At 70.9% G+C, this 12,052-nt stretch carries 9 protein-coding genes; 6 read left to right on the forward strand and 3 right to left on the reverse strand.

All coding sequences use genetic code 11. The features are described 5' to 3' along the window. Window positions 1-17: 17 nt before the first annotated feature. Window positions 18-2,423 (reverse strand): MFS transporter, encoded by a 2,406-nt coding sequence (locus StrepF001_RS24060; protein ID WP_129800292.1) that lies wholly within the window; start codon window positions 2,421-2,423, stop codon window positions 18-20. Window positions 2,424-2,571: 148 nt separating this feature from the next. Beyond that, the gene (locus StrepF001_RS24065) at window positions 2,572-3,015 is read right to left on the reverse strand and encodes an SRPBCC family protein (RefSeq protein WP_129800293.1); all 444 of its coding nucleotides are present in this window, start codon (window positions 3,013-3,015) and stop codon (window positions 2,572-2,574) included. 180 nt (window positions 3,016-3,195) lie between these two features. Here StrepF001_RS24065 and StrepF001_RS24070 point away from each other — a divergent pair, with 180 nt between their 5' ends. The 3 genes from StrepF001_RS24070 to StrepF001_RS24080 all read left to right on the forward strand — a co-directional run bounded on the left by StrepF001_RS24070 (window position 3,196) and on the right by StrepF001_RS24080 (window position 6,586). Beyond that, window positions 3,196-4,236, forward strand: a complete 1,041-nt coding sequence (locus tag StrepF001_RS24070) for an Rv2578c family radical SAM protein (protein ID WP_129800294.1) — start codon at window positions 3,196-3,198, stop codon at window positions 4,234-4,236. 136 nt (window positions 4,237-4,372) lie between these two features. Then, a complete protein-coding gene (locus StrepF001_RS24075) occupies window positions 4,373-5,947 on the forward strand; it encodes an alpha/beta hydrolase (RefSeq protein ID WP_129800295.1) in 1,575 nt (524 codons plus the stop codon). Between the two features lie 51 nt (window positions 5,948-5,998). Beyond that, a complete protein-coding gene (locus StrepF001_RS24080; RefSeq protein ID WP_129800296.1) occupies window positions 5,999-6,586 on the forward strand; it encodes a GNAT family N-acetyltransferase in 588 nt (195 codons plus the stop codon). Between the two features lie 11 nt (window positions 6,587-6,597). Here StrepF001_RS24080 and StrepF001_RS24085 read toward each other — a convergent pair whose 3' ends face one another. Further along, window positions 6,598-7,179: an adenylosuccinate lyase gene (locus tag StrepF001_RS24085; protein WP_129800297.1), complete on the reverse strand. Its 582-nt coding sequence runs from the start codon at window positions 7,177-7,179 to the stop codon at window positions 6,598-6,600. A gap of 367 nt (window positions 7,180-7,546) precedes the next feature. Between StrepF001_RS24085 and StrepF001_RS24090 the strand changes: the two genes are divergently transcribed. The 3 genes from StrepF001_RS24090 (at window position 7,547) to ccrA (ending at window position 12,052) form a co-directional block, all read left to right on the forward strand. Further along, window positions 7,547-9,352: a 3-hydroxybutyryl-CoA dehydrogenase gene (locus tag StrepF001_RS24090; RefSeq protein ID WP_129800298.1), complete on the forward strand. Its 1,806-nt coding sequence runs from the start codon at window positions 7,547-7,549 to the stop codon at window positions 9,350-9,352. Between the two features lie 136 nt (window positions 9,353-9,488). Next, window positions 9,489-10,298, forward strand: a complete 810-nt coding sequence (locus StrepF001_RS24095) for a TetR family transcriptional regulator (RefSeq protein WP_206306932.1) — start codon at window positions 9,489-9,491, stop codon at window positions 10,296-10,298. A gap of 416 nt (window positions 10,299-10,714) precedes the next feature. Then, a complete protein-coding gene (ccrA, locus tag StrepF001_RS24100; protein ID WP_206306936.1) occupies window positions 10,715-12,052 on the forward strand; it encodes a crotonyl-CoA carboxylase/reductase in 1,338 nt (445 codons plus the stop codon).

The raw sequence follows: 12,052 nt of genomic DNA on the forward strand, positions 1-12,052 counted from the left end.
CGCGGCCGACGGGCGGTTCAGTCCTCGTGGCCCAGCTGAAGGTCGCGTTCCGTGCGTCCCCCACCCGCCACGTGCAGCACGGTGGCCACGGGCGGATATCCGGCCGCGATGACGGTGTACTCGCCGGAGGACAGATCGACGAACCGGAACGTTCCGTCAGCCCCGGTGGTGAGCGTGTCGACCACGTTGCCGGCCGCGTCCAGCAGGGTCACGCGGGCGTCCTCGACCGGTCGCCCGCCGCTCGCCCGGACCGTGCCGCGCAGCACGGCGCCGCCGGCGAGTTCGATGTCCTGCCGGGTCTCGCGGGCCGCCTGGACGGTGATCGGGAGAGCGGCCGGGCGGAAGGCGGGAGCGCTCGCGGCGAGCGTGTACTCGCCCGCCACCAGCTCGGTGATGACATAGCCGCCCTCGCGTCCGCTGCGGGTACTGGCGACGACCTCACCGTGCGCGTTGGTGAGGGTGACGGTGGCGTCGCGCACGGGGCTGCCGTCCGCGGTGAGCACGCTGCCGGCGAGGCGTCCGGCGCCGCCGAGGACGACGTCCAGTTCGACGGGGCGTTCGCCGACGGTCACGGAGACGGCCTGCGGCTGGTGGCCGCCGGCCGCGGCGATCAGGACGTACGCCCCCGAGCCGGGCGTGGCCAGCGCATACCGTCCGTCCTCGCCGCTCGCGCCCCGCCCGATCTGCTGTCCGGCGACGTCGATGAGCGTGAGCGCGGCGCGGGGCACGACGGTCCCGTCGGGGTGCTGCACGGTGCCGCAGACGGCGATTCCGGCGGCGTACGGCGAACGGGCGTGCGGGATGGGGGCGTTCACCTGAGCTGTCTCCGGGTCGGTGGCGGGGGCGTGGGGGGACGCTGTACTGGTCAACAGGGGGGTCTCCTTGAGGAAGAACGAGATGAGCAGCCCGAGGACGAGCACCGGCACCAGGTAGAGGAAGATCCTCGGCATGGCGTCGGCGTAGGCCTGGATGTAGCCCTCGCGCAGCGCCGGAGGCAGCGCGTGGACGAGCTCGGGGGTGATGGACTCGGGGTCGGGCAGACCGGCGTCCGCGCGCGCGGGGAGGTGTTCGCCCAGGGAGTCGGTGAGCCGGTCGGCGAAGAGGGTGCCGAAGATCGCGGCGCCGACGCTGCCGCCGATCTGCCGGAAGTAGTTGTTGGCGCTGGTGGCGGTGCCGAGGTCGGCGGGGCGCACGGAGTTCTGCACGGCGAGGATCAGAACCGGCATCACCATGCCGATCCCGGCGCCGAGCACGGCCATCCAGATGCTGTAGTGCAACCGGGGCGTGTCGGCTTCGAGCCGGGAGAGCAGCCACATGCCGACGACGGAGAGGGCGCCGCCGATGATCGGGTGGATCCGGTAACGACCGGTGCTGCTGATGAGCTGCCCGGAGATGATCGAGGCGCCGACGATGCCGCCCATCATGGGCAGCATCAGCAGCCCGGACTCGGTGGCGCTGGCCCCGTCCACCATCTGAAGGAACGTCGGCAGGTAGCTGGCGGCGCCGAAGAGGGCGACGCCGACCACCAGGCCCACCAGGCCGGTGATGTTGAAGACGGAGTCGCGGAACAGCCGCAGCGGGATGAGGGGTTCGGCGGCGAAGTGCTCGGCCACGAGAAAGAGCACGGTGGTGGCCGCGGCCCCGGCGGCGAGCGCGAGGATGACGTCCGAGTCCCAGGCGTACTCGGTGCCGCCCCAACTGGTCAGCAGGACCAGGCAGGTGGAGGCGGCGGCGAGGAGCAGCGCACCGAGGATGTCGAGGCGGGGTTTGGCGGTCGGCTTGGGAAGTTTCAGCACGACGGCGACGACGGCCATGGTGATCAGGCCGAAGGGCACGTTGATGTAGAAGCACCAGCGCCAGGAGAGATGATCGGTGAAGTAGCCGCCCAGCAGCGGCCCGGCCACCGAGGCGAGACCGAACGCCGCGCCGATCAGCCCCATGAACCTGCCCCGCTGCCGGGGCGGAACGATGTCCGCGATGATCGCCTGCACGCCGATCATGAGCCCGCCCGCGCCGACGCCCTGCACCGCACGGAAGGCGATCAGCTGGTCCATGGTCTGCGCGCGGCCGGCGAGCGCGGAGCCGACGACGAAGACGACGATGGCGAACTGGAAGACACCCTTGCGGCCGAGGAGATCGCCGAGCTTGCCGTAGACCGGCAGTCCGATGGTGGCCGTGAGCAGGTAGGCGGTGATCGCCCAGGACATCTTGTCCAGGCCGTGCAGCTCACCGACGATCCTCGGGAGCGCGGTGGCGACGATCATCTGCTCCAGGGCGGCGAGCAGCAGCGCGAGCATCAGCCCGAGGAAGACCAACCGCACCCGGCGCGGGCTGAGTTCGGCGGTCAGGACCGGCGGTGGGGCAGGGCGGTGCGGGGGCGCCGTCGCAACTGGTCCGTCCTGCACCAGAGTCGTCCCGCCCACTACCGCTCCCCTCGTCGCACTGCCACACAATTGCCGCGTAAAGCGACAACTACGAGCAAGCGCGACGAGTTACGGAATCATGCCGGCCGGCCAGGAGATCCACCCGAACCGGTGAGACCTCAACGGCCCCTGGGGGATTGCCCCTTGATCACTTCTCGACCTCTGCGGCCAGCTTGGCGAGCACCGCGTCGTAGATCCGGGCGAGGCCCTTGGGTGCGAAGGTCTTCTCGAAAAAGCCACCGATGCCGCCGGCGCCCGTCCAGGTGGTGGTCACGACCACCCGGGACCTGCCCTGACCGGCCGGGGTGACCCGCCAGACGGTGACCATGGAGGAGTTGCGGTCCTTCTCGACGAGCTCGCCGTCGGTCGGCTCGCTGACCTCCAGCAGGCAGTCGCGGACGCGCTTGCTGGTGGCCTGGAGGCGCCAGTGGACGACGGTGCCCTCACCGTCGCCGCCCTCGCGCACCTCGTATTCGCTGAAGTGCTCGGGCAGCAGCTTCGCGCGCGTGCCGGCGTAGTCGGCGAGGGTGTCGAACACCGTCTCCGGATCCGCCGCGACGACCCGCTCCGTAGTGGCCTCGACCTGCGCCATTGCGTTCCTCCAGCACCTGAGTTCTCGGGGTTGAGGCAAGCCAATCACCCCCGTCCCGGGCCGCCAAATCGGGGGTTCGGAAGTGATCGAACGGGCTCCGTCATGCGATCGGGAGTGACACTCGCACGATCATGGGAACAGATGTTCTATTCTGTGGCCGAGCGACACCGAGGAGGCGTCATGCGCTGGGAGAACCTCACCGTGGAGTCCGGCGAGCACAGCCGGGCCGACGCCGCGCTGTTCGGCGCGGACGCGGTGGTGACCAGGACCTTCGACACGCCCGAGTTCCGCGGGATCACCTTCCACGAGGTGCGGGCCCGCTCGATCCTCAACCGGGTGCCCGGGGCCTCCCGCATGCCCTTCGAGTGGACCGTGAACCCGTATCGGGGCTGCACGCACGCGTGCGTGTACTGCTTCGCGAGGAAGACGCACAGCTACCTGGACCTGGACACGGGGCTCGGCTTCGACTCGCAGATCGTGGTGAAGGTGAACGCACCCGAGCTGCTGCGCCGCCAGCTCGGCTCACGCCGCTGGCAGGGCGAGCACATCGCGATGGGCACCAACGTCGACTGCTACCAGCGCGCCGAGGGCCGCTACCGCCTGATGCCGGGCATCCTCGCCGCCCTGCGCGACCACGCGAACCCCTTCTCGATCCTGACGAAGGGCACCCTGATCCTGCGCGACCTGGACCTGCTGACGCAGGCCGCCCGGGTGACGGACGTCGGCATCTCCGTCTCGGTCGGTTTCACCGACACCGAGCTGTGGCGCACCGTCGAGCCGGGCACCCCGGCGCCGGAACGCCGCCTGGACGTCGTACGGACCCTGGGCGAGCACGGGATCGGCTGCGGTGTGCTGATGGCGCCGGTGATCCCGTTCCTGAGCGATCAGCCCGCCCAGCTGCGGGCCACCGTGCGGGCGATCGCCGCCGCCGGGGCCACGTCGGTCACGCCGCTCGTGCTGCATCTGCGGCCCGGCGCGCGCGAGTGGTTCACGGCGTGGCTCGAGCGCCACCACCCGCACCTGGTGCGGCGGTACGAGCGGCTGTACGCGGACGGCGCCTACGCCCCGAAGTGGTACCAGCGCCGGATCACCCGTCAGGTCCACGAGCTGGCCCGGGAGTACGGCATCGGGCCGACCCGCGCGGGTATGCCGCGCCGGATCCGGGAACCCGAGCCGGCGCCTTCGGACCTGCGCGGGCCGACCCAACTCTCGCTGATCTGAGAGCGTTCGAGCGCAACCATCGACCCAATCGGGTCAAGTGCGATCAGAATATGTTCTTCCAGGCGTCCTGTTCGGGACGATGCGGCGAGGGCCGTGGGATGCGCGGCCCCGCAACCCTCCGTCCTGGGAGGACCCCATGAACAAACGCGCAGCCGTGCTGTGCGGCGCCGCGCTCGTCGTGGCCGGCACCTTCACGGCAGTCCCCGCCGAGGCGAACGCCCCGCGCGCCGCTGAACCCGCCGCCACCACGAAACCGGCGTGGAAGAAGTGCGGCACCACCGATTACCCGACGCTGCAGTGCGCGTCGCTGAAGGTGCCGCTCGACCACGCGAACCCGCACGGGCAGAAGATCACGCTGGCGCTGTCCCGCGTCCCGCACACCGCGAAGAGGTACCAGGGCCCGCTCTTGGTCAACCCCGGCGGTCCCGGCGGCAGCGGTCTGACCCTCGCCGGATTCGTCGCGTCCGCCCTGCCGAAGTCGGTTGCGGCGCAGTACGACGTCATCGGCTTCGACCCGCGCGGGGTGGGCGCGAGCAAACCGGCGCTGAACTGCGGGCCCGGCCACTTCGACCCGGCGCGCCCCGACCCGAGGCCCGCCACGCCCGCCGCCGAGACGGCCAACCTCGCGCGCGCGAAGTCCTTCGCCGCCGCCTGCGGAAAGAAGTACGCGCGCGTGCTGCCGTACCTCGACACGGTCAGCGCCGCCGAGGACATGGAGTGGATCCGGCGCGCTCTGGGTGCGGAGCGGATCAACTACTTCGGCTACTCGTACGGCACGTACCTGGGCGCGGTCTACGCCAGGCGGCACCCGGAGCGGGTCCGTCGTGCGGTTCTGGACTCCGTCGTCGATCCCACCGGCGTCTGGTACGACAGCAACCTGGCGCAGGACCACGCCTTCGACGACCGCCACCGGGCCTTCATGAAGTGGGTGGCCAAGCACAACGCCGCCTACCGGCTGGGCACCGACCCGGCCCGGGTCGAGGCCAGGTGGTACGCGATGCGGGCGGCGCTGGCCGGGAAACCCGCGCGTGGCACGGTCGGCGCCGCCGAACTGGAGGACACCTTCCTGCCCGGCGGCTACTACAACGGCTACTGGCCCCACCTCGCCGAGGCGTTCGCGGCGTACGTCAACGACAAGGATCCGGACCCGCTGGTCGAGGCGTACGAGGACTTCGGGGCCGTGGATGCCTCCGACGAGAACGGCTACAGCATCTACACCGCGGTGCAGTGCCGGGACGCCGCATGGCCGCGTGACTGGCGCCAGTGGAGCAAGGACAACTGGGCGGTCCACGCGAAGGCACCGTTCATGACCTGGAACAACGCCTGGTACAACGCACCGTGCGCGTTCTGGCCGACGGACGCGCTCAAACCGGTGACCATCGCCAACCGCCAACTGCCGCCGGTCCTGCTGTTCCAGGCGACGCACGACGCGGCCACCCCGTACCAGGGTGCCGCGACGGTCCACCGGCTGCTGCACCGCTCCAGCCTGGTCGTCGAGGCGGGCGGCGGGAACCACGGCATCACGCTGAGCGGGAACACCTGCCTGGACAAGCACCTGGCGGCCTATCTGACCGACGGCACGGTGCCGCGCGGGAGCGGCGGGGTCGACGCGGTGTGCAAGGCACTGCCCGACCCGAAGCCGCTGACCACCAGGGCGTCCGGCGCGAGCCGGGGTGCGACGCTGCACAGGTTGCTGGGCTTCCGGGGCTGAGCGATCCGGCCCGTCGGGGGCGTTGTCAGACCCATGGTCCACCATGGACGCATGAGTGAGCCGACCAGGATTGCCGTGGGAGATCGAGGCGTTCGCGGTGATGGGCGCGTGAGCGGCCTGCGGATCCGGGAACTGACCGCCGCCGACTGCGACCGCGTGGCCGAGATCCGCATCGGCGGCTGGCAGAGCGCGTACCGGGGCCTCATACCGCAGGAGTATCTCGACGCGCTCGACGTGGCGGAGGACGCCGAGCGCCACCGCACCCGCCTCGCCCAGGGCGACGGCAGCGTGGTGAACCTGGTCGCCGAACTGAACGGCGAGGTGCTCGGCTGGGCCTGCCACGGCCCGTACCGCGACGGCGAAGTCCGCACGGCCGACGCCGAGTTGTACGCGATATACGTGCATCCCGAGCGGTACGGCGCCGGCCTCGGACAGGCCCTGCTGGCCGAGTCGGTACGGCAGTGCACGGCCGCCGGACACGCCCGCATGCTCCTCTGGGTGCTCAAGGAGAACGCCCTCGCGCGGCGCTTCTACGAGCGGGCGGGATTCCGTACGGACGGGGCCGAGGAGCCGTTCGAGGTGGCCGGGGCTGCGGTGCCGGAGGTGCGGTACGTGCGGGAGCTGACCCGCGTCGAGTGACCCGGCGGGCATCACCCCTGCCGTTGCCGGGGCATGCGGGCCAGCGCGGCCACGGCGGCCTCGGCGAGCGCCGGGTGCGCGAGGGCTTCGTTCAGTACGGGCCGGGCGCGGACGTCGCCGAGCACCCCCAGCCCCTCCACGCAGGCGAGGGCCACGCGGCGGTACGGGTCGTGGGGGCGCAGCCGTCGCTCCAGCGTGGTGATCAGGGTGGGCACCGACTCCGGGGCGCGCAGTTCGACGAGGAGTCGGACCGGGTGCAGGGCGTAGGCGACGCGCAGTTCGTTGGTGGCGAGCGCGGCGGCGGCGCGGGCGGTGCGCGGATCGCCGAGGCGGGCGAGAGCATGGGCGGCGGAGGCGCAACGCGGTGGGTCGCGGTGGTTGAGGAGCAGGACGAGGGACTCGAAGGCCCGCCGGTCGCCCGCCAGCCCCAGCCGGAACGCGGCCAGCTCCCTGGCCCACAGCGGCTGCCCCGCCGCGGTGAGCACACTCGCCAGCTCCTCGTGGTCCTCGGTCGCCACCAGATGCTCGTACGCCGCGGTGGCACCCGACTCCTGCCGTAAGCGCTCCGTGAGCGATCGCAACTCTTCGTCCATGACGCCGAGGGTACAAACGATCTCGGTTCGAGGGACCCACATCACAACGACAGAGGACTGGCGCGCTCGTTACCCGCGGGTTAAGCTCAGACGAGCGGGTTACCCACCCGCCCCTCCTCGCGACGGTTTGGTGACGCAGCCGTCGGGAGAGCAGTCGGTTCGGTACTTCACGTACCTGAGTACGACTCGGCCACGGGACAGGGCCGGTCGGCATCACCGTCCCTCGGACGTGTGCACGTCCGCAGCGACGCCACCGGGCGTGTGCGCTTGCAGCCCGGTACCACCCGCACTCCTCACGCACCGGGTGCGCCCCTCGGCGCACCCGGCCGCGTTCCCAGACGTCACCCTCATTTCCAGGAGTCCCGCGATGGCCACTCCCCTGTCCGACACCCCTCTGTCCCCGCTCAAGACCGTTGCCGTCGTCGGCCTCGGCACCATGGGCACCGGTATCGCCGAGGTCCTGGCCAAGGCCGGTCGCGAGGTCGTCGGTATCGACGTCAGCGAAGCTCAGGCCGCCCGGTGCGTCGCCGCCCTGGAGGCCTCCACGGCCCGCGCCGTGGAGCGGGGCCGGCTGACCGAGCAGGAGCGCGCGGACGCCCTCGCCCGGGTCCGTACCGCCACCGATCTGGGCGCGGCGGCCGACGCCGACCTGGTCATCGAGGTGGCGCCGGAGTCGTACGAGATCAAGCAGCAGATCTTCCGCGAGCTGGACGGGATCGTCCGCCCGGAGACGATCCTCGCGACCGGCACCAACGCCCTGTCCGTCACGCGCCTGGCCGCCGACTCGGCGCGTCCCGAGCGGGTGCTCGGGCTGCACTTCTTCAACCCGGCGCCGGCGATGAAGCTGGTCGAGGTCGTCTCCTCGGTGCTGACCGCGCCCGCCGCCGTCAGCGCCGTCACCAGCCTCGCCCTCGACCTCGGCAAGGAGCCCGTCGCGGTCGGTGACCGGCCCGGATTCGTCGCCGACGGGCTGCTGTTCGGCTACCTCAACCAGGCAGCCGCGATGTACGAGGCGAAGTACGCCTCCCGGGAGGACATCGACGCGGCGATGCGACTCGGCTGCGGGCTGCCCATGGGCCCGCTGGCTCTGCTCGACCTGATCGGCATCGACACCGCGCGCACCGTTCTGGACGCCATGTACGCGCAGTCCCGCGACCGGCTGCACGCCCCCGCGCCGATCCTGAAGCAGCTCAGCGAGGCGGGCCTGACGGGCCGTAAGTCGGGCCGCGGCTTCTACACCTACGACGCTCCGGGCAGTGCCACCGTCGTGCCCGACGCGCTGACGCCGCGGTCCGGCGACTCCCGGACGCCGGGCCGTACGGTCCGCTCGGTCGGCGTCGCGGGCTCCGGCACCATGGCGTCCGGCATCGCCGAGGTCTTCGCCAAGGCGGGCTACGACGTGGTCCTCGCCGCCCGCAGCGCGGAGAAGGCCGAGGCCGCCAAGGCCCGGATCGGCAAGTCGCTCTCGCGCTCGGTCGACAAGGGCAGGCTGACGGCCCAGGCGGCGGCGCAGACGCTGGACCGGATCACGCCGGCGGGCTCGTACGACGCCTTCGCCGAGGTCGACCTGGCGGTCGAGGCCGTCGCCGAGGACCTGGAGGTCAAGCGGCAGCTGTTCGCGACGCTGGACAAGGTCTGCAAGCCGGGCGCGGTCCTGGCGACCACCACCTCGTCGCTGCCGGTCGTCGCCTGCGCCCGCGCCACCTCGCGTCCGCAGGACGTGATCGGCATGCACTTCTTCAACCCGGCGCCGGCGATGAAGCTGGTCGAGGTCGTGCGTACGGTGCTGACGGCGGACGACGTCCACGCGACGGTTCACGAGGTCTGCGGCACGATCAGGAAGCACGCCGTCGACTGTGGTGACCGGGCCGGATTCATCGTCAACGCGCTGCTCTTCCCGTACCTGAACAACGCGATCAAGATGGTGCAGGACCACTATGCGTCGCTCGACGACATCGACGCGGCGATGAAGCTGGGCGGCGGCTACCCGATGGGCCCCTTCGAGCTGCTGGACGTCGTCGGCCTGGATGTCTCGCTGGCCATCGAGAAGGTCCTGCACCGCGAGTTCCGCGACCCGGGCCTCGCCCCGGCGCCGCTCCTGGAGCACCTGGTGGCCGCGGGCTGCCTCGGCCGCAAGACGGGCCGCGGCTTCCGCGAATATGCCCGCCGCTGAGCGTCCCGGCGACTGGTTCCGCGCGGGCGCGGAGTGGGGCGGACTGCTCGACCCGGCCGGTTCTCCCCCGCCCTTCCAGGGCGGGGGAAACCCCGGACCTGCGCATCGAGCTGCGCACATGCAGTACGTTCGGGGCATGTCCCAGCCCGCCAAGTCCTCACGTACACCAGCCGCGCCCGACGCACCCGAGAGTGCCGCAGGCAGTCGCGCCGCCGCCCAACGGCTGAAAATGCGCCGGGAGCTGGCGGCCGCGGCGATGGAGCTGTTCGCGACCAAGGGGTACGAGGCGACCACCGTCGACGAGATCGCGGCCGCGGCCGGGGTCGCCCGCCGCACCTTCTTCCGCCACTTCCGCTCGAAGGAAGAGGCGATCTTCCCCGACCACGACGACACCCTGATCCGGGCCGAGGCGGTGCTCAACGCGGCACCCGCGCACGAGCACCCGCTCGACACGGTGTGCCGCGGGATCAAGGAAGTCATGAAGATGTACGCGGGCCGGCCGGAGATCTCGGTCGCCCGCTACAAGCTCACGCGCGAGGTGCCCACCCTGCGCGAGGCGGAGATCGCGTCGGTGGCCCGCTACGAGCGCCTCTTCACCCGCTATCTGCTCGGCCACTTCGACGAGCACGCGCACGACGACGACGCCAACGACGACCCCCTGCTGGCCGAGGTCGCCGCCTCCGCCGTGGTCACCGCCCACAACCACGTGCTGCGGCGCTGGCTGCGGGCCGGCGGCCAGGGGGACGTGGAGGCACAGCTCGACCATGCCTTCGCGATCGTGCGGAAGACGTTCGGGGCAGGCATCGGAATCGGACGCTCCGCGGCGCCGAAGCCGGCCCCCGCCTCGGTCTCGACGCAGGGCGAGGTGCTGGTGACGGTGGCCCGTACCGACGCGCCGCTGGACGAGGTCATGCGGACCATCGAGGAGGCCCTCCGGGACCGCTGAGCGCCCACAGCACAGTGACAACGGCCACCCCATCGGGGTGGCCGTTTTGGCATGTCAGAGCCCTCTTTCGCCCGTTTCCCAGCCCGCATACGATCGATCATCGCTCATTTGTTACGTAAAGATTTCGCCTGAGCGGAACTTCTGGCACCCAGTGCCTTGCCAGGTGACACGGGGTGCCATACGTTGATGTTGTCCGGGCGGCCGGCGTGCAGCGACCTTTCGTACGCCGGCTGTCCCCGCAAGCCCACGGCCTGCGCGCCCGGACGCCTGCGTCACAGGCAACCTCCCGCGCCACAAAGCGCTGCCGAACAGCACCACCCGCCGAACCGACGGCAACCCCCAACCCTCAGCAGCACCGACGTAACCCTCAGCGCCCTTCCCTCGGGGCGCGTATCGCCGGAGGCAACACCGTGACCGTGAAGAACATCCTGGACGCGATCCAGTCGCCGGACTCGACGCCGGCCGACTTCGTCGCTCTCCCCCTCCCCGAGTCGTACCGCGCGATCACCGTGCACAAGGACGAGACGGAGATGTTCGCGGGCCTCGCGACCCGCGACAAGGACCCCCGCAAGTCGATCCACCTGGACGAGGTGCCGGTGCCCGAGCTGGGCCCGGGCGAGGCCCTGGTGGCCGTCATGGCCTCCTCGGTGAACTACAACTCGGTGTGGACCTCGATCTTCGAGCCACTGTCCACCTTCGGCTTCCTGGAGCGCTACGGCCGGCTCAGCGAGCTCACCAAGCGCCACGACCTGCCGTACCACATCATCGGCTCCGACCTCGCGGGCGTCGTCCTGCGCACCGGCCCCGGCGTCAACGCCTGGCAGCCGGGCGACGAGGTCGTCGCGCACTGTCTGTCGGTCGAGCTGGAGTCCAGCGACGGCCACAACGACACCATGCTCGACCCCGAGCAGCGCATCTGGGGCTTCGAGACCAACTTCGGCGGCCTCGCCGAGATCGCGCTGGTCAAGTCCAACCAGCTGATGCCCAAGCCCCAGCACCTGAGCTGGGAGGAGGCTGCGGCCCCCGGGCTGGTGAACTCCACGGCGTACCGGCAGCTGGTCTCCCGCAACGGCGCCGGCATGAAGCAGGGCGACAACGTCCTCATCTGGGGCGCGAGCGGTGGCCTCGGCTCGTACGCCACGCAGTTCGCCCTCGCGGGCGGCGCCAACCCGATCTGTGTCGTCTCCTCGCCGCAGAAGGCGGAGATCTGCCGCGCCATGGGTGCCGAGGCGATCATCGACCGCACCGCCGAGGACTACAAGTTCTGGAAGGACGAGCACACCCAGGACCCGAAGGAGTGGAAGCGCTTCGGCAAGCGCATCCGCGAGCTGACCGGCGGCGAGGACGTCGACATCGTCTTCGAGCACCCCGGCCGCGAGACCTTCGGTGCGTCGGTGTACGTGACGCGCAAGGGCGGCACGATCGTCACCTGCGCCTCCACCTCCGGCTACAACCACGAGTACGACAACCGCTACCTGTGGATGTCCCTGAAGCGCATCATCGGCTCGCACTTCGCCAACTACCGCGAGGCGTGGGAGGCCAACCGGCTGATCGCCAAGGGCAAGATCCACCCGACGCTGTCGAAGGTCTACTCCCTGGAGGAGACCGACCAGGCCGCGTACGACGTGCACCGCAACCTCCACCAGGGCAAGGTCGGCGTGCTCTGCCTGGCGCCCGAGGAGGGTCTCGGCGTGCACGACGAGGAGATGCGCGCCAAGCACGTCGACGCCATCAACCGCTTCCGGAACATCTGA

This window comes from Streptomyces sp. F001, assembly GCF_004187715.1.
In the GTDB taxonomy this organism is placed as follows: Bacteria; Actinomycetota; Actinomycetes; order Streptomycetales; family Streptomycetaceae; genus Streptomyces; species Streptomyces flavusporus.

Coding starts and splice junctions, on each gene's coding strand:
- StrepF001_RS24065 (WP_129800293.1), bottom strand. CDS start 3,015: ATGGCGCAGGTCGAGGCCACTACGGAGCGGGTCGTCGCGGCGGATCCG.
- StrepF001_RS24080 (WP_129800296.1), top strand. CDS start 5,999: ATGAGTGAGCCGACCAGGATTGCCGTGGGAGATCGAGGCGTTCGCGGT.
- StrepF001_RS24075 (WP_129800295.1), top strand. CDS start 4,373: ATGAACAAACGCGCAGCCGTGCTGTGCGGCGCCGCGCTCGTCGTGGCC.
- StrepF001_RS24090 (WP_129800298.1), top strand. CDS start 7,547: ATGGCCACTCCCCTGTCCGACACCCCTCTGTCCCCGCTCAAGACCGTT.
- StrepF001_RS24085 (WP_129800297.1), bottom strand. CDS start 7,179: ATGGACGAAGAGTTGCGATCGCTCACGGAGCGCTTACGGCAGGAGTCG.
- StrepF001_RS24070 (WP_129800294.1), top strand. CDS start 3,196: ATGCGCTGGGAGAACCTCACCGTGGAGTCCGGCGAGCACAGCCGGGCC.
- StrepF001_RS24095 (WP_206306932.1), top strand. CDS start 9,489: ATGTCCCAGCCCGCCAAGTCCTCACGTACACCAGCCGCGCCCGACGCA.